The organism is Streptomyces sp. NBC_00028 (assembly GCF_045041065.1).
Taxonomy (GTDB): domain Bacteria; phylum Actinomycetota; class Actinomycetes; order Streptomycetales; family Streptomycetaceae; genus Streptomyces.
In genome coordinates this window covers 1,023,259-1,047,806 of the sequence record NZ_CP108293.1, presented here as the reverse complement: position 1 = coordinate 1,047,806, position 24,548 = coordinate 1,023,259, and the positions used below count along the sequence as shown (strand labels likewise).

The 24,548-nt window shown below is 72.1% G+C and carries 22 protein-coding genes; 9 read left to right on the top strand and 13 right to left on the bottom strand.

The genetic code is table 11. From position 1 onward, the window contains the following. Nucleotides 1-2: 2 nt before the first annotated feature. From OG885_RS04640 to OG885_RS04620, 5 genes are all read right to left on the bottom strand, one after another. Nucleotides 3-2,921, bottom strand: a complete 2,919-nt coding sequence (locus tag OG885_RS04640; protein ID WP_405726404.1) for an AAA family ATPase — start codon at nucleotides 2,919-2,921, stop codon at nucleotides 3-5. A 55-nt stretch (nucleotides 2,922-2,976) separates the two neighbouring features. Further along, complete coding sequence (locus OG885_RS04635; RefSeq protein WP_405726401.1) at nucleotides 2,977-3,330, bottom strand: UBP-type zinc finger domain-containing protein; 354 nt, start codon at nucleotides 3,328-3,330, stop codon at nucleotides 2,977-2,979. Further along, the gene (locus OG885_RS04630) at nucleotides 3,327-4,784 is read right to left on the bottom strand and encodes an ATP-binding protein (RefSeq protein ID WP_405726398.1); all 1,458 of its coding nucleotides are present in this window, start codon (nucleotides 4,782-4,784) and stop codon (nucleotides 3,327-3,329) included. Before OG885_RS04630 ends, OG885_RS04635 begins: the two co-directional genes overlap by 4 nt. Then, entirely contained in the window at nucleotides 4,781-6,457 is a 1,677-nt protein-coding gene (locus OG885_RS04625; protein ID WP_405726395.1) for an FAD-dependent oxidoreductase, read from the bottom strand. Before OG885_RS04625 ends, OG885_RS04630 begins: the two co-directional genes overlap by 4 nt. A 66-nt stretch (nucleotides 6,458-6,523) precedes the next feature. After that, nucleotides 6,524-6,883, bottom strand: coding sequence for a VOC family protein (locus OG885_RS04620; RefSeq protein ID WP_405726392.1), 360 nt, complete (start codon nucleotides 6,881-6,883; stop codon nucleotides 6,524-6,526). Between the two features lie 65 nt (nucleotides 6,884-6,948). Between OG885_RS04620 and OG885_RS04615 the strand changes: the two genes are divergently transcribed. Continuing rightward, nucleotides 6,949-7,827, top strand: coding sequence for a universal stress protein (locus OG885_RS04615; protein ID WP_405726389.1), 879 nt, complete (start codon nucleotides 6,949-6,951; stop codon nucleotides 7,825-7,827). Between the two features lies 1 nt (nucleotide 7,828). Here OG885_RS04615 and OG885_RS04610 read toward each other — a convergent pair whose 3' ends face one another. The 4 genes from OG885_RS04610 to OG885_RS04595 all read right to left on the bottom strand — a co-directional run bounded on the left by OG885_RS04610 (nucleotide 7,829) and on the right by OG885_RS04595 (nucleotide 11,821). Then, nucleotides 7,829-9,073 (bottom strand): DUF4032 domain-containing protein, encoded by a 1,245-nt coding sequence (locus OG885_RS04610; protein WP_405726386.1) that lies wholly within the window; start codon nucleotides 9,071-9,073, stop codon nucleotides 7,829-7,831. A gap of 41 nt (nucleotides 9,074-9,114) precedes the next feature. After that, nucleotides 9,115-9,861 (bottom strand): MBL fold metallo-hydrolase, encoded by a 747-nt coding sequence (locus tag OG885_RS04605; RefSeq protein ID WP_405726383.1) that lies wholly within the window; start codon nucleotides 9,859-9,861, stop codon nucleotides 9,115-9,117. Further along, nucleotides 9,851-11,080, bottom strand: coding sequence for an acyltransferase (locus OG885_RS04600; protein ID WP_405726380.1), 1,230 nt, complete (start codon nucleotides 11,078-11,080; stop codon nucleotides 9,851-9,853). Before OG885_RS04600 ends, OG885_RS04605 begins: the two co-directional genes overlap by 11 nt. 108 nt (nucleotides 11,081-11,188) lie before the next feature. Continuing rightward, nucleotides 11,189-11,821, bottom strand: a complete 633-nt coding sequence (locus OG885_RS04595) for an alpha-ketoglutarate-dependent dioxygenase AlkB (protein WP_399955110.1) — start codon at nucleotides 11,819-11,821, stop codon at nucleotides 11,189-11,191. Nucleotides 11,822-11,956: 135 nt separating this feature from the next. Here OG885_RS04595 and OG885_RS04590 point away from each other — a divergent pair, with 135 nt between their 5' ends. Continuing rightward, nucleotides 11,957-12,574 (top strand): TetR/AcrR family transcriptional regulator, encoded by a 618-nt coding sequence (locus OG885_RS04590; protein ID WP_405726377.1) that lies wholly within the window; start codon nucleotides 11,957-11,959, stop codon nucleotides 12,572-12,574. A 16-nt stretch (nucleotides 12,575-12,590) separates the two neighbouring features. Next, on the top strand, nucleotides 12,591-14,264 hold the full coding sequence (locus OG885_RS04585; RefSeq protein ID WP_405726374.1) for an FAD-binding dehydrogenase: 1,674 nt from the start codon (nucleotides 12,591-12,593) through the stop codon (nucleotides 14,262-14,264). A gap of 1,054 nt (nucleotides 14,265-15,318) precedes the next feature. Here OG885_RS04585 and OG885_RS04580 read toward each other — a convergent pair. After that, nucleotides 15,319-15,666: a DUF488 domain-containing protein gene (locus OG885_RS04580; RefSeq protein WP_405726371.1), complete on the bottom strand. Its 348-nt coding sequence runs from the start codon at nucleotides 15,664-15,666 to the stop codon at nucleotides 15,319-15,321. A gap of 143 nt (nucleotides 15,667-15,809) precedes the next feature. On the opposite strand from OG885_RS04580, the gene OG885_RS04575 reads away from it, so the two are divergent. The 4 genes from OG885_RS04575 to OG885_RS04560 all read left to right on the top strand — a co-directional run bounded on the left by OG885_RS04575 (nucleotide 15,810) and on the right by OG885_RS04560 (nucleotide 20,538). After that, nucleotides 15,810-17,195 (top strand): M1 family metallopeptidase, encoded by a 1,386-nt coding sequence (locus OG885_RS04575; protein WP_405726368.1) that lies wholly within the window; start codon nucleotides 15,810-15,812, stop codon nucleotides 17,193-17,195. A gap of 61 nt (nucleotides 17,196-17,256) precedes the next feature. Further along, nucleotides 17,257-18,009, top strand: coding sequence for a hypothetical protein (locus OG885_RS04570; protein ID WP_405726365.1), 753 nt, complete (start codon nucleotides 17,257-17,259; stop codon nucleotides 18,007-18,009). A gap of 19 nt (nucleotides 18,010-18,028) precedes the next feature. Continuing rightward, nucleotides 18,029-18,709 (top strand): response regulator, encoded by a 681-nt coding sequence (locus OG885_RS04565; protein ID WP_405726362.1) that lies wholly within the window; start codon nucleotides 18,029-18,031, stop codon nucleotides 18,707-18,709. Further along, complete coding sequence (locus OG885_RS04560) at nucleotides 18,706-20,538, top strand: sensor histidine kinase (protein WP_405726359.1); 1,833 nt, start codon at nucleotides 18,706-18,708, stop codon at nucleotides 20,536-20,538. The genes OG885_RS04565 and OG885_RS04560 overlap by 4 nt, the downstream gene beginning before the upstream one ends. On the opposite strand, the gene OG885_RS04555 is transcribed toward OG885_RS04560, so the two are convergent. Then, nucleotides 20,494-20,748 (bottom strand): WhiB family transcriptional regulator, encoded by a 255-nt coding sequence (locus OG885_RS04555; RefSeq protein WP_405726356.1) that lies wholly within the window; start codon nucleotides 20,746-20,748, stop codon nucleotides 20,494-20,496. The genes OG885_RS04560 and OG885_RS04555 overlap by 45 nt on opposite strands. 108 nt (nucleotides 20,749-20,856) lie before the next feature. Next, nucleotides 20,857-22,065 carry a saccharopine dehydrogenase family protein gene (locus tag OG885_RS04550; protein ID WP_405726353.1) on the bottom strand — a complete coding sequence of 403 codons (1,209 nt, stop codon included), beginning with the start codon at nucleotides 22,063-22,065 and terminating at the stop codon, nucleotides 20,857-20,859. A 113-nt stretch (nucleotides 22,066-22,178) separates the two neighbouring features. On the opposite strand from OG885_RS04550, the gene OG885_RS04545 reads away from it, so the two are divergent. Continuing rightward, nucleotides 22,179-22,904 (top strand): TetR/AcrR family transcriptional regulator, encoded by a 726-nt coding sequence (locus OG885_RS04545; protein ID WP_405726350.1) that lies wholly within the window; start codon nucleotides 22,179-22,181, stop codon nucleotides 22,902-22,904. On the opposite strand, the gene OG885_RS04540 is transcribed toward OG885_RS04545, so the two are convergent. Then, nucleotides 22,893-23,792, bottom strand: a complete 900-nt coding sequence (locus tag OG885_RS04540) for a LysR family transcriptional regulator ArgP (RefSeq protein ID WP_405726347.1) — start codon at nucleotides 23,790-23,792, stop codon at nucleotides 22,893-22,895. The two genes, OG885_RS04545 and OG885_RS04540, sit on opposite strands and share 12 nt — an antisense overlap. Nucleotides 23,793-23,869: 77 nt before the next feature. Between OG885_RS04540 and OG885_RS04535 the strand changes: the two genes are divergently transcribed. Then, on the top strand, nucleotides 23,870-24,487 hold the full coding sequence (locus OG885_RS04535; RefSeq protein ID WP_405726344.1) for a LysE/ArgO family amino acid transporter: 618 nt from the start codon (nucleotides 23,870-23,872) through the stop codon (nucleotides 24,485-24,487). The last annotated feature ends 61 nt before the right edge of the window (nucleotides 24,488-24,548 follow it).

Below are 24,548 nucleotides of genomic sequence, written 5' to 3'. Positions count from 1 at the left end.
CGTCACCGCGGCGCGATCAGGCCCTCGCGATAGGCGACGGCCACCGCCTCGGTACGGCTCGCGGCACCCAGCTTCGCCAGGATGTTGGAGACATGGACGCTGGCCGTCTTGCCGCTGATGAACAGCTCCTCGCCGATCTGCCGGTTGCTGCGGCCGAGGGCGAGGAGCCGCAGCACGTCCTGCTCACGGGCGGTCAGCGGCGAGGGCCCGGACGCCGCCTTCGGCGCCGCGGACAACCGCCCCCGGCGTATCAGCGCGTCCGTCTGCTCCAGCAGCAGCGTGGCCCCCAGTCGTACGGCGGCATCCCGTGCCGCACCGGCCGCCACCGCCGCCTCCTCGCGCCGATCCGCCGCCAACAGGGCCTCGGCGTACCGCAGTCGGCAGCGGGCGTGCTCATAGGTGTCACCGAAGTCGAACGCGGCGACGGCCTTCTCCCAGGCCACCACGTCCGGACCGGACACCGCCCGCACCCACTCCGCCTCGGCGCGTGCCAGCCACGCCTGCCCCTCCGGCCCCTGGGGATTCCCGTCGTCACCCCGGGCTGCCGAGTGCCGGGCCAGCTCCAGCAACTCGTCCGCCGGGTCCGCCCAGCGTCCCGCGCCCGCCTCGTCCCCGGACAGCCGCAGCCCGGCGGTCGTGTCGGCGACCGCGGACAGGGCGAGGGCGGCCAGCCGGACCGCGACATCGGGACGGGTGCCCGCGTCGTCGGTGAGGGCCTTCACGGACGAACGCACCTGCTCCACCGCCGCCTCGGCGTCCCCGCGCAACGACGCCGCCTCGGTCAGCGCGATGGCCGCGACCAGGCTGGCCATCCAGTCGAAGTGGCCCCGCAGCAGGGCGCGGGCCCGGTCGACGGCCGTGAAGTCGCCGCGGGCCAGGGCGACATAGAGCGCGGGCCCGGCCGCGTACCCGTCTATCGCCGGCAGTATCCCGCCCCCGCCGGCCGCCTTCAGTGCCTCGTCCCAGCGGCCCAGCGTGTACAGCACCAGAAGCTGGAGATGGCGCATCGCCTGCGGGTACAGCGAGGACAGCAGCCCGGCGCGCCGCGCCCGGTCGATGCCCTCGGTCAGATGGGGGAGCGCCTCTTCGAGATCGCCGGACTCGTAACTGCCGATGGCGAGGTTGAACAACGCCCGCAGCTCCACCGGTGCGTTGCCCGAGCGGCGCGCCAACTCCCTTGCCTGCGCCAGTCGTTCCCGCCCCTCCGGGGTGCGCCGGCCGGCGCCTTCGAGGCCGGCGAGGGAGATGAGCAGGTCGGCCCGCGCGTCCGTGGCCCCGAGCTGCTCGGCGACCCGCAGCGCCTCGTGCGCGATCCGCAACGCGGTCTCGTTCTCACCGACATGACGGGCCGCCATCACATGGGTGGCCGCCGCCCACACCCACGTCCGCGACGGCGGATCGGCCGGGATCAGGGCGAGCGCCTCGCTGCTGTACGCGAACGCCGCGGTCAGACTGTCGACGCTGATCAGGTTCCCGGCGAGGGTGTAGCGGACCCGGGCGGCGAGTTCGGAGTCGGCGTCCTGGTCGATGCCGGCGAGCGCGGAGCGGGTGAGGGAGACCGCGCGATGCGACTCACCGGCGTGCGCCGCCGCGGCGGAGGCCCGCAGGGTGAGCGTGACCCGGTCCTCGGAGGGGCGCGCCGACGCGTCCACCGCCGACCACAGGTCGAGGGCCGCCTCCAGATGCCGTAGCTCCTCGGCCGGCGCCCCGACCCGCTGGGCGTGATCGGCGGCCTCCAGCGACGCGGCCAGGGCCTCGGCGAGATCATGGCTCTCGCGGTAGTGGTGGGCGCGCTCCGCGGCGGACTCCGCGCGACGCCCCCGCGCGGAGAGCAGCCGGGCGAACGCCCCGTGCAGCCGGGCCCGTTCACCCGGCAGCAGATCGGCGTAGACGGCCTCACGGGCGAGCGCGTGCCGGAAGGAGTACGTGTCCCCGTCGCCCGGTACGAGGAGCTGCCGTCCGGCGGCCTCGCGCAGCGCCGACTCCAGCTCGTCCTCCGGAAGCCCCACGGCCTCCCGCAGCAGGTCGTGCTCGACCCGCCGCCCCGCCACCGCGGCCGTGCGCAGCACCAGCTGGGCGGTGTCCGACAACTGCTCGAACCGGATCAGGAGTACGTCGGCCAGCCCGCTCGGCACCCCGCCGACCTCGGTGTCGGTCGCGGCGACCAGCTCCTCGGCGTAGAAGGCGTTGCCCTCGGCCCGTTCCACGATCCGCCGGACCGTGGCGTCCGGCAACGGCCGCCCCCGCAGCGCCTGCACAAGCCGCGTCACCTCCGCGTCGCCGAGCGGCCGCAGTTCGAGGCGCTCCACGGCGGGCAGCCGCACCAACTCGGCCAGCAGCGGCCGCAGCGGATGACGCCGGTGCAGATCGTCGGCGCGGTACGACGCGAACACCGCGAGTCGATGCGTGGGCGCCCCGCCGGCCGGGCGCTGCAGAATGCCCCGGCTGAGCAGGAAGCGCAGCAGGTCCCGCGAGGACTGGTCGGCCCAGTGCAGGTCCTCCAGCACGATCAACACGGGGGCCACGTCCGCGAGATCGGCCAGGAGCCCCGCGATGCCCTCGAACAGCTGGAGCCGGCCGCCGCTGCCCTCGCCGCCCAGCAACCGTTCGGCGACCGGATGACCGGCGAGCACGGGGGCGAAGCGCTCGTCGGAGGCGAGCACACCGAGGATCTCGGTGAACGGCAGATAGGGCAGACCGACGTCCCCGAGGTCGACGCAGTGCCCGGTGAGCACGGTCATCCCGCCCCGGGCGGCGCTCTGGGTGACCTCGTCCAGCAGCCGGGTCTTGCCGACCCCGGCGTCCCCACCGATGAGAACAGCCCGAGCGGCCCCGCCGCGCGCACCCTCAAGGACCGTGGCGAGGCGGGCCAGTTCGTCGTCACGCCCGACGAGTGGCGAGGAGAAGGAGGTCAGAGGCACGCGTCCATCCTGTCACTGTGCCGACCCGGTCGGGCGCGGGGGGAGCCCTCGGCGTTCAGCCGCGCAGCGTCCTTGCCCAGTCGGCGGGAACCCGTCCCTCGGGCCCCGGCGCCGGCTGGTCCGCCGGATGGCTGTCCGGCGCCGCCAGCGCGGGGCCCGACTCGAACATCTCCTTGGTCTGGAAGTTCCAGTACCACTCCTCGCCGGGCTCGTAGCTCTGCACCAGCGGATGCCCGGTCTCCTGGAAATGGGCCGTCGCGTGCTTGGCGGGGGAGGAGTCGCAGCACCCCACGTGCCCGCACTGCGCACACCGCCGCAGATGGAACCACCATCCGCCGACGGCGTCACAGTCCACGCACCCGCTCCCGCTCGGCGGCACGCTGGGGTCCAGGCCCTGGATGTCGGTCATGCCAACTCCTCGATGGTGTCGTTCTCCTCGGCGGTGAGCGGCAGCAGCACCTGGAATCGGGTGTCGCCCGGCTCGGACTCGACCTGGAGCGTTCCGTGGTGCTTGTTCACGACGATCCGCCACGAGATGTCGAGGCCGAGGCCGGTGCCCTCGCCGACCGGCTTGGTGGTGAAGAACGGGTCGAAGATCCGGCCGCGGATCTCCGCCGGCACCCCGGGCCCGGTGTCCCTGAACTCCACCAGCAGCCGTTCGTGCTCCAGCGCGGTCCGCACGGTCAACGTGCCTTCCCCGCCCGCCCCGTTGATCGCCGCGACCGCGTTGTCGATGAGGTTCGTCCACACCTGGTTGAGCTCCGCCGGGTACGCGGGGATCTTCGGGAGCGTGCGGTCGTACTCCTTGACGACCTTGATCCGCTGCCCGATCTTGCCGGAGAGCATCAGCAGGGTGCTGTCGAGGAGTTCGTGGACGTCGGCGTTCTGGAAGGGCGCGCGGTCGAGCTGCGAGTACTGCTTGGCGGCATCGACGAGATGCGAGATGCGGTTGGTGGAGTCGTTGATCTCGTCCATCAACAGCTCGGTCTCGACGGTGTAGTTGAGCCAGCCGATCGCGTTCGGCAGGAGCTCCTCGTCCACGGCCGCCGCGACCTGGTTCAGCCAGTCCACGTCGAGCCCGGCCTGCACGAAGGTGGGGGCCAGCTGCCAGCCGTTCTGGATGTCGTGGTCGTCCAGCCAGTCGGTGACCGCGTCCTCCCGGTCCGAGGCCTCCAGCGGGCTCAACGTCGGTGCCTTGGCGACCCGTTCGGCCGTGCGGTCCTGGATGTCGATGAGGTTCGCCATGACCTCGGGGGCGTAGTTCCCCTGGGCGATGATGGCGAGCTTGTGCCGCATCTTGCCCACGCGCTCGCGCAGGGTCGCGGTGGCCCGTACGGCCGCGGCCGCCGGGTTGTTGAGCTCATGGGTGAGCCCTGCCGACAACGAGCCGAGCGCCAGCAGCCGTTCGCGCTGGCCGATGGCCCGCTGGGTGCTCTTCGAACCGAAGAACAGCCCCTCCAGCAGATGCACCGCCATCGGGAACCACTCCTGCATGAAGTCCGAGAACTTCTCCCCCGGCAGCACGAAGAACCGGGTGGGCTCGGTGACCCGCATGGAGTTGTTGTAGACCTGCGGCACCCGGTCGCCCAGATACGCCTGCATCGAGCCCGCGTACACCCCACTCTGGGAGGTACGGGTGACCTCCACGTCGTCGCCGGCGACCCGGCGGGACAGCACGACCGTGCCCTCGATCATCACGTAGAAGCAGGTGGCGGGCTCACCCTCGGTGTAGACGGGACCGGGTTCGAACCTCTCCACCCGGCCCGCGCTGCACAACTGCCCGAGCTGCTCGGGGGACAGCTTCTCGAACAGGAACAGCGACCCGATCTCCACGGGGCTGCACGGCATCAACTGCCCGCTCATGACTGCTCCAGATAGCGGTGGACGAGCATCACGGCCATGGCTCCCTCTCCGACGGCGGACGCGACCCGCTTGGCGGACTCGGCGCGCGCGTCGCCCGCCACGAACACGCCGGGGATGTTGGTCTCCAGGTGGTACGGCGGCCGGTCCAGCTCCCAGCCCGCCGGCGGCCGTCCGTCGGCGGTGAGGTCGGGCCCGGCGAGGATGAACCCGTGGTCGTCCCGCAGCACCGTGCCGTCCAGCCAGTCGGTGAGCGGGGCCGCGCCGATGAACACGAACATCCACTGCGCGTCGACGAGTTCGGTCTGCCCGGTGTCGACATCTCGCAGCGTGAGCTGCTCCAGATGGCCCGAGCCGTGAGCGGCCTCGACGACCGTCCGCGCACGCACCGAGATGTTGGGCGCCTCGCCGATCTGCTGGATCAGGTAGTGCGACATCGACGCGGCCAGGTCCGGGCCACGCACCAGCAGCGTCACCGACTTGGCGCCCTTCGACAGGTACATCGCCGCCTGTCCGGCCGAGTTGGCGCCGCCGACGATGTAGATGTCCTGCCCCTGGCACGAGGCCGCCTCGGTCAGCGCCGAGCCGTAGTACACCCCGCACCCGGTCAGGTCGGTGCAGCCCGGCGCCTGCAACTGCCGGTACGACACACCGGTCGCCAGGATCACGCTGTGCGCGGCGATCGCGGAGCCGTCGGAGAACCGTACGACCTTGGCGGCGCCGTTGATCTCCAGCGCCGTCACATCGCGTGCGGTGAGGATCTCGGCGCCGAACTTCGCGGCCTGCCGCCGGGCCCGGTCGGTGAGCTGCGCCCCGGACACGCCGTCGGGGAAGCCCAGGTAGTTCTCGATACGTGAGCTCTGCCCGGCCTGTCCGCCGGTCGCCGACCGCTCCACGAGCACGGTCCGCAGCCCTTCCGAGGCCCCGTACACGGCCGAGCCGAGCCCGGCCGGACCGCCGCCGATGACGACCAGGTCGTAGAACTCGGACGTGGGCGTGGTCGCCAGGCCCACCCGCGCGGCCAGCTCCGGCGCCTCGGGGGCGACCAGCGGGCTCCCGTCCGGCGTGATCACCAGCGGCAGCCGCTGCCCGTCCTGCCCCGCCGCCGCGAGCAGCCGCTGCCCCTCGGGCTCGTCGGCCGAGTACCAGCGGTACGGCACCTGGTTACGGGCCAGGAACTCGCGCACGTCCGAGGAACGCGCCGACCAGCGGTGCCCGACCACCTTGGTGCTGGGCACCGGCCGGTAGTCACTGCACTTCCAGGCCTCCAGCAGATCGTCGAGGACCGGGTAGAGCTTCTCCTCGGGCGGGTCCCAGGGCTTGAGCAGGTAGTGGTCGAGATCGACGACGTTGATCGCGTCGATCGCCGCGCTCGTGTCCGCGTACGCCGTCAGCAGCACCCGCCGGGCGCCCGGGTACACGTCGAGGGCCTGCTCAAGGAACTCGATGCCGTTCATCTGAGGCATCCGGTAGTCGGCGAGGATCACCGCCACCAGATCACCGCGCAGCTTCAGCTCACGCAGCGCGTCCAGCGCGGACTCGCCGGACTCGGCGCGGACGATCCGGTACGACTCGCCGTAGCGCCGCCGCAGGTCACGGGCGACGGCACGGGAGACCCCCGGGTCGTCGTCCACGGTCAGGATGACGGTCCGCGCTGTTTCGGCGGCCTGTGTCATGCGTTTCCCACCCCGGGTTGTCGGCTGTGGCTGTCGCCCATCGTATGTTCGAACGTCCTGCTTCGCTCAGGTATGCGGCGTCCCACCGCTGAGCACACAGAACTCGTTGCCCTCGGGATCGAGGAGTGTCACCCAGGACTGCTCGCCCTGCCCGATGTCGACGTGCCGGGCGCCGAGCGCGAGGAGCCGGGCGACCTCCGCCGCCTGGTCGGTGGGGCGGAAGTCGAGATGGAGGCGGTTCTTGATCGTCTTGCGCTCGGGGACCGGGACGAAGAGCAGTCCGGGCACGCGGTCCTGCTCCGGGCGGATCTCGTACTCGTCGGGCGCGTCATTGACCACGACCCAGTCGAGCGCCTCGGCCCACCAGCGGCCCAGGGCGGCGGAGTCGGCCGAGTCCACGATCACTTGCTCCCATTCGAGGCTCATGGCGGCAGCGTAGTGAAGACTGGTGCCGAGGTGCCTGATCATTTCCTGGAGAGGGAGACAGCCGTATGACGCGCCCGATCACCGTGGGTTTCGACGGAACCGAGGAGAGCCTCGCCGCCCTGGACTGGGCGGCGCGGGAGGCGGTCCGGCGGGGGCTGGACCTGCGGGTGGTGCAGGCCTGGCGGTTCCAGGCGGACATGGCGCTCGACGTGCTCACCGACCCCGAGACCCAGGCCGGATGGGTGCGGGACGCGGTGGCCGAGGCCGCCCGTGCGGTCACCGCCCGGCACCCGGGGCTCACCGTGACCACCGACGTCCTGGAGGGCGGCACCGTCGAGGCGCTGGTGGAGGCCGGGGCGACCGCCGAGGTGCTGGTGCTGGGTTCGCGCGGGCACGGCCCGGTCGTCGGGTTCCTGCTCGGCTCGGTCGGCCAGCAGGTGATCGCGGAGGCGGTACGGCCCGTCGTGCTGGTCCGCGCCGGGGACGAGCCCACCGCCGAGGCCGCCGGGCGGGAGATCGTCGTCGGCCAGCAGGGCGAGGACCCGGAGGACAGCGCCGCCGCGCTCGGGTTCGCCTTCGAGACGGCCGCCGCGCGCGGGGCGACGGTACGGGCCGTACGGGCCTGGACGCTGCCGCCGGTGTTCGCCTACAGCCCCGGCTCGCTGAAGCTCCTCGACGAGGCGGGCGGCCTCGAACCGCGAGAGAAGCAGGCGCTGGAGACCGCCCTGGAGCCCTGGCGGAAGCGCTTCCCGGACGTCCCCGTCGTCGAGCACGTCGAGATGGGCAGCGCGGGGCAGGTGCTGCTGTCGGTGGCGGGCCGGGCCCAGCTGATGGTCGTCGGCCGCCGGGCCCGTCGTACGGCGGCGGGCGCCCGCATCGGATCCGTGGCGCACGGCGTCCTGCACCACGCGGGCTGCCCGGTGGCCGTCGTCCCGCCCGCCTGAGTCAGTCCTCCGGCACCGGTTCGGTGGGCTGGAGGGTCTCGCGGGCCTTGGGGAGGATGTTGTCGATGTAGTCGGTGACCGCCGTGTCCAGGCCGATGTCGTGCTGGGCCCGCTCGGACATGTACCAGCGGTGTTCCAGCAGCTCGTGGTAGATCTCGGCCGGGTCCATCGAGCCGCGCAGGTCCAGTGGTACGGCGCGCACGGTGGGCCGGAACACGTCCCGCACCCAGCGGTGCGCGAGGACCTCGGGGCGGGCGCCGAGGGGGTCGCCCGGGGCGTAGTCGTCCTGGGTGGCCATCCAGCTCTCCAGGTCGTTCAGCAGCCGCCGGGCCTGGTTCTCCTCGGTGTCCAGGCCCGTCAGGCGCAGCAGCTGGCGCTGGTGGTGGCCGGCGTCGACGACCTTGGGCACGAAGGTGACCGTGTCGCCGTTGTTCGCGTGCTCGATCTGCATCTCGGCCACGTCGAAGCCGAGGTCGTTGAGGCGGCGGATGCGGCGCTCGATGTAGTGGTACTTGCCCGCCGGGTAGACCGAGGTGCGGGTCAGCTCCTCCCACAGGCTGCGGTAGCGGTTGCAGATCTCCATGCCGAACTCGATCGGGTCGACGGAGGGGTGCAGCGCCCCGGAGGCCTCCAGGTCCAGGAGTTCGCCGCTGATGTTCACGCGGGCCAGGTCGAGGTCGTACTCGCGCTGGCCGTCGCTCAGCCGGGGCTGGAGCTCGCCGGTCTCGGCGTCGACGAGATAGGCGGCGTAGGCGCCCGCGTCGCGGCGGAAGAGGGTGTTGGACAGGGAGCAGTCGCCCCACGCGAACCCGGCCAGGTGCAGCCGGACCAGCAGGACGGCGAGCGCGTCCATGAGGCGGTGCATGGTCGCGGGCCGCATCGTCGTCTCGAACATCGACCGGTACGGCATCGAACCGCCCAGGTGCCGGGTGACCAGGACGGACTCCAGCGGGTTGCCGTCCTGGTCGGTACGCCCGGTGACCACGGCCAAGGGGTCCACGGAGGGGATGGCGAGGCGGTCGAGGTCGCGGAGCATGTCGTACTCGTTGAGGGCGGGCCGCTCGGCGAGCTCCTTGACCGCGATCACCTCGTCGCCCGCCCGGGCGTAGCGCACGACGTGCCGGGATATGCCGCGCGGCAGCGGGACCAGGACCTCCTCCGGCCACTCCTCCAGGGGGACGTCCCACGGCAGTTCCAGCAGGAGCGCGGGATGCTCCGGGTTCGTCGCGCTGATCTGCAGTGCCATGGGCCGTTCGTCCTCGTCTCGCGGGTGATCGTCACCTCACCTTAGAGCGCGCGCTCCTTGGCCTGAAGTGCCGCTTCACGGAGTGGACCGCGGTGGGCCGGGCCGTGGCCGGGGAGCATGAGGTCGCCGTCCAGGTCGGCGAGGACGTCGAGGGAGGCCACGGCACGGGCGCGCTCGTGGTGGAACATGTCCGGCAGCAGCTGCGGGCCCTCGATCCGCGAGGTGGGGTGGCCGCTCACCAGGGCGTCCCCGGAGATCAGCACGCCGGACTCCGGGAGGTGGAAGGCGACATGGCCGTCGGTGTGGCCCGGCGTGTGCACGGGGACGGGGCGGCCGGGCAGGTCGAGCGGACCCGGCTTCGGGAACGCCTCGGGCGCGGTCACCGGGACGTGCACCTTGCCGCCGGAGCGGATCGCGTGCAGCGCCCACGGCACGACGCCCGGCCGCCAGCCGTTCCTCAGCACGTCGCCGACGGTGACCTGGTGCAGGAACTCCCGCCGGGCGTGCGGCACTTCGGCCTCGTGCAGCAGGACCGGGGTGCCGTACGCGGCGCGCAGATGCTCTGCGGAGCCCAAGTGGTCGTTGTGGGCGTGGGTGATCAGTACCGCCGTCACCGCCTCCGGTGAACCGGCCACCCGGGTGAGGGAGTCGAGGAACTGCTCGCGGTCCCCGGGGTAGCCGGTGTCGACGAGCGTGACGCCGTCGCCCTCGGTGAGGATCACCCAGTTGGTGTTGGAGCCGTGCACCAGATAGGTGCCGTCGGCGACTTGCTGCACTTCAGCCCGCATGATCGTCCCGCGTGTGAGGAGGTTCCCTGCCCGACGGGGGCATCACATCAGATACGGGGGGCGGGGGCCTCGGCGGGGCCGCCCGCATGCCCAGCAGGAAGCGCGTCGGGCGCGTCCGGCGCACCCCGTACTCGTACGTCACGAAGATCACCGCCAGGGAACCGGCCACGATCGCCCCGTACTTGACCACGATCGGCGCCGACCAGCCGACCACCCCGTAGGCGAAGGCGACCACCACCGGCTGGTGCAGCACATACACCGGCAGGGCGGCGATCCCGAGGTACACCATCGCGCGCGAGGGCGGCCGGGGCCCGCGCGGCCGGTCCAGCTGCCCCAGGATCGCCACCACCCAGCACCAGCCCGCCGCCCCGAACACCGCCCGGGTCACCAGCGCGAGCGCGTTCCACTCGGTGAACGGGTCGTCGAGTGTGAGGAATCCCGGCGCGGTCCCGGCGAACAGCAGACCGCCGGTCCAGGCCACCGGTCCGGAGATCCGACGCAGGCCCGCGCGGACGCGGACGTCGTCGGCGAAGACGTGACCGAAGAGGAAGAACAGCAGATACGCCCAGCGGTTCCAGCCCGCGAAACCCTCCTCCATGCCCAGCAGCGCGTTGATCGCGGCAAGTGGCACGGCGGGGAGCAGCAGCAGGGCCGGGCGGCGCGCCACCGACTCGCTCACGCGCTCGCCCCAGCCCGCCAACGGCCGTGCCACCGGGGCGAGGAGCAGGCTGAAGGTGACGAGCAGCACCACGAACCACAGATGGCCCGTCTCGAAGTACCGTCCTTCGAGCACGAACGGGAAGTCGCCGAGGTCGGGTCGGACGGTGAGGAAGCGCGGCCAGAAGTGCCCGTAGGACTCGTGGTAGCCGGAGTCGGCAGCCCGCAGCCGCAGCCATTGTGGGAGCGGGCAGAGCACGACCGTTCCGAAGACCAGCGAAACGCCCAGCCGCAGCAGGCGTTCGCGGGTGAACCGGGCCGCTCCGCGACGCCGGATCGAGTACCGGGAACCCAGCCCGGCCACCAGGAACAGCATGGGCATCGCCCAGATCACCCCGAGCCCGGCCAGCACGGTGATCGCGTCGGTGGTGTCCGCGTTCTTGACGTAGTAGTCGTCGTCCGGGGAGAACACCAGCGCCGAGTGGAAGAAGACGAGGCCGAGGACGACGAAGACCCGCAGCGCGTCCAACTCGCCGCGTCGGGCCGGGGTTTCCACGGTCACGCGCCCAGTGTGGGGGCGCGGCACGGTCCCGCACAGAGGAAGGGCTGCCTCCGGCACCGTCCGCCGGAGGCAGCCCCCGCGTGCGTCCGAAGCGGCCGCCTCTCCGCCTCAGTGCACGCCGTGCGGGCGGAACTGGACGCTGATGCGCGGTCCCGCGGCGCGTGCGGTCTTCGGTACGCAGTGCTCCCAGGTCCGCTGACAGGTGCCGCCCATCACGACGAGGTCGCCGTGGCCCAGCGGCCGGCGCACCGTCCTCTCCGCGCCGCCGCGCACCGGGCGCAGCAGCAGGTCACGGGGTGCGCCCACGGAGAGGATGGCGACCATGGTGTTCTCGCGGGCACCCCGGCCGATCCGGTCCCCGTGCCAGGCGACGCTGTCCCGGCCGTCGCGGTAGTAGCAGAGGCCGGCCGTGGTGAAGGGTTCGCCGAGTTCCTCGGCGTAGTGCGCGCTGAGCGATTCCCGCGCCTCGGCCAGGACCGGGTGCGGGAGTACGTCGTCCCGGCCGTAGTACGCGAGCAGTCGCGGAACGTCGACGACGTTGTCGTACATCTTCCGTCGCTCGGCCCGCCACGGGACCTCGGCGGCGAGCTGTTCGAAAAGGGTGTCGGAGCCTGCCAGCCAGCCGGGCAGCACGTCGATCCAGGCGCCGGAGCCGAGCTCGGTACGGGCGACTCCGTCGAGGGGGCCGAGGCTCAGGCGGTCGGTCTGGTCGAAGAGCGAGGACTGGAGGTGCGTGCTCATGGATCCAGCGTACTCCTTATTCGAATATCTGTTCCTATCGCGGGAGGGGCCTCATCGCGCGAGGACGGCTTCCTCGAACCTCTTTCGATACACCGATGTATCGGATACATTCCCGTATCGAATGGAGGCCGGCCCGTGGACGCAGTGCGACGAGTGACGAAACGCCGGGTGCGCACCCGCGCCAACCTGCTCGACGCCGCCTTCGCCGTGTTCGCCGCCAAGGGCTTCGGGCGGGTCTCCATCGAGGAGGTCTGCGAGGCCGCCGGGTACAGCCGAGGCGCCTTCTACTCGAACTTCGACAGCCTCGACGAGCTGTTCTTCGCGCTCTACCGGGAACGCGCCGACCTGATCGCCGACCAGGTCTCCGGCGCGCTGGCCCTCGACGGACCCGACCTCGACGTGCCCGCCGCCGTGGACCGGGTCACCGAGGTGCTGCTCCTCGACCGGGACTGGCTGCTGGTGAAGACGGACTTCCTGGTGCACGCCGCCCGGGAACCGGCCGTCGCCGAGAGCCTCCTCGAACACCGGGCGCGGCTGCGCGAGGCGATCAAGGAACGGCTCGCCCGCGCGCGGGGCCACACCGAACTGCCCGCCGCGCTCGCCGGCCTCGACGGTGCCGCCCACGCCGTCGTCGCCGCGTACGACGGGGTCACCACCCAACTGCTCCTGGACCGGGACGTCGAACGTGCCCGGGCCTGGCTGAAGCAACTGCTCACCGCGCTGCTGACCGACGGCAGCGACACCACCGTATGAGGAAGGGACGGTCGCCATGGATGCCGACGTCATCGTCGTCGGAGCCGGACTCGCCGGCCTGGTCGCCGCGCACGAACTGACCAGCCGGGGCCGCCGGGTCGCGCTGGTGGACCAGGAGAACGCCGCCAACCTCGGCGGGCAGGCCTTCTGGTCCTTCGGCGGGCTCTTCATCGTGGACTCCCCGGAGCAGCGGCGGCTCGGCATCAAGGACTCCTTCGACCTGGCCTGGAGCGACTGGCAGGGCAGCGCCGGCTTCGACCGGGTCGAGGACGAGGACTCCTGGGCGGTGCGCTGGGCGCGCGCCTACGTCGAGTTCGCGGCCGGCGAGAAGCGGTCCTGGCTGGAGGGGCACGGCATCAGGTTCCTGCCCACCGTCGGCTGGGCCGAGCGCGGTGACCTGCGCGCCCACGGACACGGCAACTCCGTGCCGCGCTTCCACATCGCCTGGGGCACCGGCACCGGCGTGGTCGAACCCTTCGTGAACCACGCCAAGCAGGCCGCCCGCGACGGACTGCTGACCTTCTACCACCGCCACCAGGTCGACGCCCTCGTCATCGAGGACGGCCAGGCCCGCGGCATACGCGGCACGGTCCTCGCCGAGGACAACTCCGCGCGCGGTGTGAAGTCCAACCGTGACCGCGTCGGCGACTTCGAACTCACCGCCCAGGCCGTCGTCGTCACCACCGGCGGCATCGGCGCCAACCACGACATCGTGCGCCGCTACTGGCCCGAGCGGCTCGGCACCCCGCCCGGTGAGATGGTCACCGGCGTCCCCGCCTACGTCGACGGCCGGATGCTCGACATCAGCGCCGAGGCGGGCGTACGGCTCGTCAACCGCGACCGCATGTGGCACTACACGGAGGGCATCCAGAACTGGGACCCGATCTGGCCCGGCCACGGCATCCGCATCCTCCCCGGCCCGTCCTCCCTGTGGTTCGACGCGCTGGGCCGCCGACTGCCCGACCCGTGCCTGCCCGGCTACGACACCCTCGGCACCCTCAAACACCTGCGCACCACCGAGGACATCGCCGGGTACGACCACTCCTGGTTCATCCTCACCCAGAAGATCATCGAGAAGGAGTTCGCGCTGTCGGGCTCCGAGCAGAACCCCGACATCACCGCCAAGGACCGGGTCGGCTTCCTCAAGACGCGGGTGCTGGGCAAGGGGGCGCCGGGGCCGGTCGACGCGTTCCTGCGCAAGGGTGCCGACTTCGTCACCGCGCCCGGCCTCGAGGAGCTCGTCGAGAAGATGAACGCCCTCACCGACAAGCCGCTCCTCGACGCCGCGGTGGTGCGCCGCCAGATCGAGGCGCGCGACCTCCAGATCGCCAACCCGTACAGCAAGGACGCCCAGGTCCAGGGCATCCGCAATGCCCGCCGCTACATCGGCGACAAGCTCGGCCGCGTCGCCACCCCGCACCGCGTCCTCGACCCCGAGGCCGGCCCGCTCATCGGCGTCAAGCTGCACATCCTGACCCGCAAGACCCTCGGCGGCATCCAGACCGACCTGGACTCCCGCGCCCTGTCCGCCGACGGCACCCCGATCGAGGGCCTGTACGCGGCCGGCGAGGTGGCCGGCTTCGGCGGCGGCGGCGTCCACGGCTACAACGCCCTGGAGGGCACGTTCCTCGGCGGCTGCCTGTTCTCGGGCCGCGCGGCGGGCAGGGCGGCGGCGAAGCAGACGGGGTGAGGCGTGACTTGAGGGGCGTCGCACGAGGGCGCTGTCTGAGCGGCGGCGTGATCGACGGTGGGCGTGAGTCCTGCGGGGGCGTCAGTGCGGCGGCGGGTGTCCGGTGGGCTTGTCAGTGCGGCGGTGGTCTGTCCGGTGAGGTCGGGTGTCCGGCGGGCTGCTCAGTCCGGCGGTGCCGTGGCGGCCGGGCTATCGGTACGGCTGCGGATGTCTGGTGGCCTTGGCAGCCGGCGGGCGTGCGACCGGGGGCTTGTTGCCCGGCGGGTGTGCGACCGGGGGGCTTGTTGCCTGGCAGGTGGGTGACCGGGTGCGCTTGCCATCCGGCAGCCGTGCGGTCGGCCGGGGTTGCCAGCAGGCAGGTGGGTGACCTGCGGGCTCGTCACCCGGCAGCCATGCGCCCGGGTGGGTTCGTGATCCGGGAGGCTTGTGGCCCAGGGGCTCGTCACCCGGCAGGGATGCGCCCTGGGCTCGCCACCGCGCAAGCGTGTGGCCTGCGGGCTCGTCGCCCCGCAGGTGGGTGGCCTGCGGGCTCGTCGCCCCGCAGGTGGGTGACCTGCGGGCTCGTCACCCGGCAGGGATGCGGCCTGGACTCGCCACCGCGCAAGCGTGTGGCCTGCGGGCTCGCCGCCGCGCAGGTGGGTGACCTGCGGGCTCGTCACCCGGCAGGGATGCGGCCTGGACTCGCCACCGCGCAGGCGTGTGGCCTGCGGGCTCGCCGCCGCGCAGGTGGGTGACCTGCGGGCTCGTCACCCGGCAGCCATGCGCCCGGGTGGGTTCGTGATCCGGGAGGCTTGTGGCCCAGGGGCTCGTCACCCGGCAGGGATGCGCCCTGGGCTCGCCACCGCGCAAGCGTGTGGCCTGCGGGCTCGCCACCGGGCAGGCGTGTGACCTGCGGGCTCGCCGCCCCGCAGCCGTGCGATCGCCCAGCTGCCGCGTCGGTGGGCTGCGGTCGGCTCTGGGCCTCTCGCTGACAGCCGCGTGACCGGGGCGCCCTCACCTCGGCCGCTGAGGGATTGGGCGCCTTCAGCTCAGCAGCCGCCTGCCCGCGGCGCCCTCACCCCAACAGCCGCACGAGCACGGCCGCGTGGCTCTCCTCCGGGGTTTTCGCGGACGTCAGCAGGGTCACCGGGCCCTTGTCCGTCAACTCGCGGACATGGGCAAGGAGTTCGGCGGCCTCGGGTGCGGTCAGCTCTGCCTCGTAGCGGCGTGCGAACTCCTCGTACGAACCCTCGCCCGCGTGGTACCAGCGGCGCAGCTCGGTGGACGGGGTCATGGCCTTGGGCCACTCGTCCACCCGGGCCGCGTCCTTCGACAGGCCGCGCGGCCACAGCCGGTCGACCAGGACACGGACGCCGTCCTCCGGCTCGGGCGACTCGTAGACGCGGCGGATGCGAACGCTCATGGCAGGGCCTCTCCGGGGCGGCGGCGGGTGTGCCGGAGCGTAACTCGGGGCGGGGCGTGACTTGACCCGACGCAGGGAGAGTTCCGCGGAGATCACCCTTAGTGTGAGGCCGTTACAGCAGCCCCCCAACCGTAGGAGCGCCCGTGCCACGAGCCGTCAGACGCACCTTCGTCCTCGGAACCGTCCCCGTCGCCCTCGTCGCCCTGCTCGGCGCCGCGGCACCCCCGACGGCCGGCTCGTCCGGCGCCGGCGACCCGTACTTCCCGCTCGCGGGCAACGGCGGCTACCACGTCCACCACTACGACCTGACCCTCCGTTACGACCCGGCGAGCCGCCATCTCGACGGCACGGCCGTCCTGACCGCCCGCGCCACCCAGGGCCTGAGCCGCTTCAACCTGGACCTGAACGGCCTCAAGGTCACCGGGCTGAAGGTGGGCCGCGACAAGGCGGAGTTCAGCCGCCGCGGACAGGAACTCACCGTCACCCCGCGCAAGGCCCTGCACAAGGGACAGTGGTTCCGGGTCACCGTCACCTACGCCGGCAGACCCGCCCCCGTCACCGACCCGGACGGCTCCCTCGACGGCTGGATCCCCACCGACGACGGCGCCTTCGTCGCGGGCGAGCCGCAGGGCGCGATGACCTGGTTCCCGGCGAACAACCACCCCAAGGACAAGGCGTCGTACGACTTCACGATCACCGTCCCCGACGGCCGCACCGCCGTCGCCAACGGCGTGCTGCTCGGCCGGCACAGCGCGCACGGGAAGACCACCTTCCGCTGGCGGCAGAGCGAGCCCATGGCCGCCTACCTGGCCACGGCCACGGTCGGGAAGTTCAAGGTGACGCAGTACACCACCCGCGACGGCATCCAGGTCTACAACGCCGTCGACCCGCGCGAGGCGGCTGCGGCGGACCCCGTGCTGAAGAAGCTGCCGTCCGTCCTGGAGTGGGAGAGCAAGCTCTTCGGGCCGTACCCCTTCAAGGCCGCCGGCTCGATCGTGGACCGGGCCCCGAACGTCGGCTACGCCCTGGAGACCCAGACCCGGCCGGTGTACGACCAGGCGCCCGACCTGAGCACCCTGGTGCACGAGAGCGCCCACCAGTGGTTCGGTGACTCGGTCAGCCTCACCTCCTGGAAGGACATCTGGCTCAACGAGGGCTTCGCGACGTACGCCGAGTGGCTCTACGAAGAGCAGCACGGCGGCGACAGCGCGCAGAAGACCTTCGACGCGCTGTACGCGCGACCGGCGGGCGACGACCTGTGGGAGTTCCCGCCGGGCGACCCGGGCAGCGGCGCGAACATCTTCGGCACACCGGTGTACGCGCGCGGCGCCATGGCCCTGCACAAGCTCCGCACCGCCGTCGGCGACCGGACGTTCTTCCGGATTCTGCGGGCCTGGGCCGCCGAACACCGGGACGGACACGGGACGACCGCGCAGTTCGTGGCGCTCGCGGAGCGTGCGTCGGGCAAGGACCTGGACGGTCTGTTCCGGACGTGGGTGTACGGACAGGGCAAGCCGAGCGCACCGTAGCGCAGCCGAACCCGTCCCCCGACCTGACGAGTTCCAAACAAGTGTCGGCGAAGGTCGACGCATGATCATTCGCAGACCCCATGTCGCGCTGCTGACCGCCTCCCTCGTGCTCACGGGGTGCGGGGGAGGGGCCGCGGCGACCACCGGACACGCGCCGGCCACCCCCGAGCGCCCGCCGGTCACCACGACGATCCGGCCCGCGCCCCCGATCTCCCTGGACGTCGCCCCGCAGCAACTGCCCGGCCTGGGACCGAAGACCTGGGCGCAGGTGCCGGACGACGCCCGGCAGGCCGTCGTCGTCACCGGACGCGGCAAGAAGTCCTCGCGATCCACGGTCGTCCTGTACGAGCGCACCGCCGCGGGATGGGAGGCCGGGGAGACCTGGGCGGCGCACAACGCGCTGCGCGGCTGGACCGACGCCCATCACGCCGGCGACCTGCACTCGCCCATCGGTGTCTTCGGCCTCACCGACGCCGGCGGACTGCTCCGCGACCCCGGCACCCGCCTGCCCTACGACCAGGGCGGCGGCTTCACCGTGTCCGGTACCGGCTTCGAGGGCGAGCCCCTTGCGGGCTCCTTCGACTATGTCGTCGCGGTCAACTACAACCGCAGGCCCGGCACTTCCCCCCTCGACTGGACCCGCCCCCTCGGCGCCGGCCGCGGCGGCGGCATATGGCTGCACGTCGACCACGGCGGCCCCACCCACGGCTGCGTCAGCATCGCCGAGAAACACATGAAGAAGCTCCTCCTCGCCCTGGACCCGGACCGGCATCCGGTCGTCGTCATGGGCGACGCCGACTCCCTCGCCCGCTGAGCCGCTTAGGATCCGCCACGTGTGCGCACATGTGCTGGTCGCCGAGGACGACGAGATGCAGGCCGAACTCATACGCCGCTCCCTGCTGGCGGAGGGCCACACCGCCACCGTCGTGCACGACGGCGGTGCCGCCCTCGACGCGGTACGGCGGCTGCGGCCCGACCTGGTCGTGCTCGACCTGATGCTGCCCGTGTTCGACGGGCTCGGCGTGTGCCGGGCGCTGCGGCGGGAGGGGGACGTCCCGGTGCTCATGCTCACCGCGCGTGCCTCCGAGGACGACATCCTGCTCGGCCTGGACGTGGGCGCCGACGACTACATGACCAAGCCGTACAGCCCGCGTGAGCTGATGGCGCGGATCCGGACGGTGCTGCGACGCGGCGGACACGGGACGGGACCGGTACGGGCCGCCGGGCTCCAGGTCGACCCCGTACGGCACGAAGTGCGCTGCGACGGCGAGGCGGTGGAGTGCACGCCCGCCGAGTTCGCCATCCTGCTCGCCATGACCGCCGAACCCGAACGGGTCTTCTCCCGGCGGCAGTTGCTGGAGTGCACCCGAGGCATCGACCGGGCGTCCACCGAGCGGGCCGTCGACGTCCACATCATGAACCTGCGCCGGAAGATCGAGGCCGACCCGCGCAAACCGGTCCGGCTGCTGACCGTGTTCGGCGTCGGCTACAAGCTCAGCGGCGGCCGCGGATGAGCCGCCGCATACCCCTGCGCAAACGCCTGTCGGTCCGGCTGCTCGTCGCCTCGGTGCTGATCGCCGTGTGCTCGGTGGCGGCGACCGCGTGGCTGGCGGTGGAGACGACCACCCGGGCGCTGCGGGCCGAACAGGGCCAGGTGCTCGCCGAGGACATGGATGTCCTCGCCCGGCTGAGCGGATACGCGGCGACCCACCCGACGTGGCAGGGGGTCGACGCGCTCGTGCGGTCCCTGTCCGAGAAGACCGGCCGCCGGATCGCCCTGACCACCACCGACCGCACCACCCTCGCCGACTCCGCGCCGGCCGGCACCTCCCTGCCGCCGCGCGCCGCCGCCACCGTCGACCCCCTGCGCACCGACACCTACACCGAGCGCGGGGCGCAGCGCAGCGGCGTCGATCCCCGCGTGGTCGGGCCGTACCTGGTGACCGAGCAGGAGAGCGTCAAGCTGGGGAAACTGGCCCTGGTGCGGCAGAAGTGCTTCGCCCGGTTCGGCATCGAGACCAGCATCGTCGAGACACCCAGCGGGCGGCCGGTCCTCAGCAACGACGACGAGGTGCCGACCGACTGCGCCGACGGACGGCTCAACACCCCCACCCCCAGCGAGGAGAAGGCCCTCACGGACCTGACGGAACGGGCCCGCGACTGTCTGGGCCGGCACGACGTGAAGTCCGCGAAGGCGCTGTTCGTCCACCTCGACTTCGTCGAGCGGAGCCTCGGAGGCCGCTACGAGCTGGGGAAGATCGACGTGCCGCCCGGCTCGGAGACCGCCCGCGTCCTGCAGAACTGCGTCGACAGCGCACGCCGCGCCCAGCTCGACCCCTATGTCGCGCCGACCGCCGAGCTGTTCCTGGGCGGCGGGGACCGTACCGCCGTACGGTTCGACATGTCACCCGCCAACAAGGCCAAGGTGGTCGGTGTCGCCGGGCTGGTGCTCGCTGTCACCGTCGCCGTGACCGCCGTCGTCGCCACGCGCCTCGTCCGGCCGCTCCGCGCGCTGACCGCGGCCGCCCAGCAGCCGCCTCAGCTGCATGTGCGGGTGCCCGTGACCACGCGGGACGAGACCGGCATCCTCGCCGCGGCCTTCAACGACCTCACCGAACGCCGGGAACGCCTTGAGGACCAGCGCAAGGCGATGGTGAGCGACATCGCCCACGAACTGCGCAGCCCGCTCACCAACATCCGCGGCTGGCTGGAAGTGACCAAGGACGGCGTCGTGGCGCCCGCCCCCGAACTGCTGGCCTCCCTGCACGAGGAGGCGCTCGTCCTCCAGCGGATCATCGACGACCTCCAGGACCTGGCCGCCGCCGACGCCGGCACCCTGCGGCTGCAACGGGAGCCCGTCCGCGCCGACGAACTGCTTGTGCAGGTCGCCGCGGCCCACCGGGTGGCGGCCGACACCGCGGGCGTCACCCTGCGCACCGGGACGGACGGGGAGCCGTGGCTCGACGCCGACCCGGTCCGGATGCGGCAGGCCCTCGGCAACCTCGTCTCCAACGCGCTGCGGCACACACCCGTGGGCAAAACCGTCACCCTCGCGGCACGGTGCGAGGGCGACGACGTGGTCCTCGAAGTCACCGACACCGGCAGCGGTATCGCACCCGAGGACCTCCCGCAGGTCTTCGACCGCTTCTGGCGCGCCGAGAAGTCCCGCAGCCGTCGTACCGGAGGCAGCGGTCTCGGTCTGCCGATCGTCCGCCATCTGATGGCCGCGCACGGCGGCACCGTGGAGGTGGCGAGCGAACCGGGCGCCGGGAGCGTGTTCACCCTGCGCGTGCCGGGTCTAGTGGGAGGAGCGCCCGGCCCTGGCCCGGCGCCGTTGCAGTGAACGTCGTTCGGTCTCGCTCGTACCGCCCCAGACCCCGATGGCCTGCCCGGACTCCATGGCCCACTCCAGACACTGCTCCCGTACGGGGCAGCGGTGGCAGACGGCCTTCGCCTGTTCCGTCTGGACCAGGGCCGGACCGGTGTTGCCGATCGGGAAGAAGAGGTCGGGGTCCTCGTTGCGGCATGCGGCATGGTTTCGCCAGTTGTCCATCGATGTCACCTGCGCTCGAAGTCGTCCGTGCCCTCGCGGATGGCTTACTCGCTTTCGGGTCACCTGTCGATGCGCATGTGAAACAACGGAATTGGGGAAATCCGGATATCACTGCTCGCGCAGACCCCACGGGGAGCCGTACGCGGTGAGCAGATCCAGGAAGGGGCCGGCCGGGAAGGCCTCCGGACCGAGGACGCCCGCGCCCTTCCACGCGCCCGTGGCGAGGAGTTCGAGCGCGACCACCGGATTGACCGCCGTCTGCCACACCACGGCCTGGCTGCCGTACTCCGCCATGGACCACTGGTTGTCGACCACGTGATACAGGTACACCTCGCGCGGCGCCCCGTCCTTGACGCCCTTCACCCAGGTGCCGGCACAGGTCTTGCCGTGCATGCGCTCGCCCAGCGTCGCCGGGTCGGGCAGACAGGCCGCCACGACGTCCCGCGGCGAGACCCGCGCGTCGCGGACCGCGACCGGCTCGGTGCGGTCGAGGCCCAGCTTGTGCAGGGTCTTGAGGACCTCGATGAACTCGTTGCCCAGGCCGTACTTGAACGTGACGCGGCGCGCTCCGATCCACCGCGGGATCAGCAGCACCTCCTCGTGCTCGACGTTCACGCACTCCACCGGGCCGATGCCCTCGGGGAAGTCGAAGACCTCGGGCTCGCTGAACGGCGCGGTGGTGAACCAGCCGCGGTCGGCCTCGTAGACCACCGGTGGGTTGAGACACTCCTCGATCGTGGTCCAGATGCTGAAGGAGGGCGCGAAGTCGTAGCCGTCGACGGTGAGGTTAGCGCCGTCGCGGACGCCGATCTCCTCGATCTCGTCGAAGAGTTCATCGGCCGCGTACCGCGCGAAGACGTCCGAGAGACCCGGCTCGACGCCCATGCCGACGAGGGCCAGCCGCCCCGCCTGCTCCCACTCCACGGCTTCCTCGAACTGCGCGTCGCCCAGCTTGACCCCGCACTCGTCGTAGGGACGTTCGGGGTGCGGACGCGACAGTGACATCGCCATGTCGACATAGGTGGCGGAGGCGGTGCGGGCCGCGCGGAAGAGCGGCATCACGAAGCGGGGGTCGGTGGCGTTGAGGAGCACGTCGCAGGCGTGTCGCTCCAGCAGGCCCACCACCGCGGCCTCGTCGTTCGCGTCGACCCGCTCGGCCCGGAACCGGGCCCCGCCCTCGCCGAGCGCCGCGACGGCGGCCTCGGCACGCGCCAGGTCGTAGTCGGCCACCACCATCGCCTCGAAGAACGGCCTCCGGGCGGCGATCCGGGTGATGGCGCCACCCACTCCACCGGCACCCACGAGCAGTACACGCATGACAAGACTCCTACGGCTGAAGGTCTACGACGTGAAGGGGCCCTGCGGTCGATACAACGCCGTCGGCTCCGTTAAGGTCAATGGCGTTGGCATAAGCGTGGGAGGTCCTGGCCGTGCCGAAGCCCGTGGTGCCCGAGGAGAAGCGGCGCCGTCGTCGGCCCACCAAGAGCGGCACGGTCCTGTCCGAGGAACTGATCGTCGGGACCGCGCTGCGGATGCTGCGCGAACACGGCACCGAGGGCCTGACCGCCCGCCGCCTGGGCCTGGCCCTAGACGCCGACCCGAGCACCCTGTACCGCTACTTCCGCGGCATGGACGACCTGACCCTCGCCATCGGTGACGCGCTCATCGGACAGGCCCTGCGCGGCTGGGCGCCGACGGGGCAGTGGCGGGCGGACCTGCGGGCCGTCGGGCGCCGCGTCCACGCCGCGTACGTCGCCCATCCGCAGGCCGCCCTGCTGACCACGAACCGGGTCACCGGCCGCCCCAATGAACTGGCGGCCGACGAGGCGGTCCTCGACGTGCTGCGCACGGCGGGTTTCCCGCTGTCCGACACCGTGCGGATCTACCACGCCTTCATCGACCAGACCCTCGCCTTCGCCGCGCTCGACGCCGCCTCCCTCGCCCTGCCGAGCGCCGCGCTCCATGCCGACGAGGACATGTGGAGTTCGACCTACGCCCACCTGCCCCGCGCCACCCACCCGCGCATCGCCGAGGCCGCGCCGCTGCTGGCGCAGCGCATGGTCGACAGCGCCTATCCGACGGCGCTGGAGATGCTGCTGGACAGTGCGGAGGCCCAGTTGGCCGCGCTGTCCGGCGGTTCGGGTTCAGCTTCGTAGCGCCTGCGCCGCCGCGGCCGTCACCGCCTCGGCGACCGCGGCCAGGGCGGGGGAGTCCAGCTTCCACTGCTGCCAGTACAGGGGGACGTCGAACGGGCGCTCCGGCGCCAGGGAGAGCAGACGCCCGGTGCGCAGCAACTCGCCCGCCTGCACCTCGGGGACCATGCCCCAGCCCAGTCCCAGGGTGATCGCCTCCACGAACCCCTCGGAGGTGGGGATGGCGTGCCGGACAGGGCTGGCTCCGCCGGCGCCCTGCCGCAACTCCCGGACGAAACGGTCCTGGTAGGAGTCGCGCCGGTCGAAGGTCACCACCGGCGCCTCGGCCAGCGCGTCGCCCAGCGGTCCGGCGAGACACCGCTCCACGAAGTCGGGGCAGGCCGCCGCGACGTACCGCATCCGGCCCAGCGGACGTACCGAGCAGCCCGACACCGGGTCGGGCGACGACGTCACCGCGGCCATCACCAGGCCCTCCCGCAGCAGCGTCGCGGTGTGTTCCTCGTCCTCGCGGTGCAGCTCGAAGGAGAGCAGCGGCACGCCCGGCACCCGGGTCAGCGCGGGCAGGAACCACGTCGCCAGCGAGTCGGCGTTGACCGCGATCGAGACGCGCGTCGGCTCGCCGTCCGAGCCCGCGCCCAGCTCGGACCACGCGTCCCGCTCCAGCCGGGCCAGCTGGCGCGCGAACCGCACGACCACCTCGCCCGACTCGGTCGGCCGCACCGGCTTCGCCCGCACGAGCAGCACCCGGCCCGTGCGCTGCTCCAGCGCCTTGACCCGCTGACTGACCGCCGACGGCGTCAGACGCAGCACCGCGGCGGCCGCGTCGAAGGTGCCCTCGTCGACCACCGCGAGCAGGGTCCGCACCTGGTCGAGGGGAAGCTCTGCCATCATGACCACATCACGAGCGCTAATGATACGTAAGAATCTTTAGCTGTACTCCAGCCAGGCTCCTGACTAGCGTCGATGCCATGACCGCCTCCCTCTCCGCCGCAGCCGCCGGCTTCGGTACCGGACTCTCGCTCATCGTCGCCATCGGTGCCCAGAACGCCTTCGTCCTGCGCCAGGGCATCCGCCGCGACGCGGTGCTCGCCGTCGTCGGCATCTGCGCCCTGTCCGACGCGGCCCTGATCGCCCTCGGCGTCGGCGGGGTCGGCGCGGTGGTCGTGGCCTGGCCGGGGGCGCTGACCGCGGTGGGCTGGATCGGTGGCGCGTTCCTGCTCTGCTACGGCGCCCTCGCCGCCCGGCGCGTGGTCCGCCCGTCCGGTGGCGCGCTGCGCATGGAGGGCGACGCGGCCGGCTCCCGCAGGCGGGCCGTCCTGACCTGCCTCGCGCTGACCTGGCTCAACCCGCACGTCTACCTCGACACCGTGTTCCTTCTCGGCTCCGTGGCCGCCGACCGCGGTGACCTGCGCTGGACCTTCGGCCTCGGGGCGGCGCTGGCGAGTCTGGTGTGGTTCGCGGCGCTCGGCTTCGGCGGCCGCCTGCTCGGCCGCTTCCTGTCTCGCCCGTCCGCCTGGCGCGTGCTCGACGGACTCGTGGCCGCGACGATGATCGCCCTCGGCGCCCTGCTGATCGCCGGGGCCTAGCAGACGCCGGGCCAACGGCCGTTCCACAAGCTGAGATTGCGCGTCCCGCATGCTCGGACCG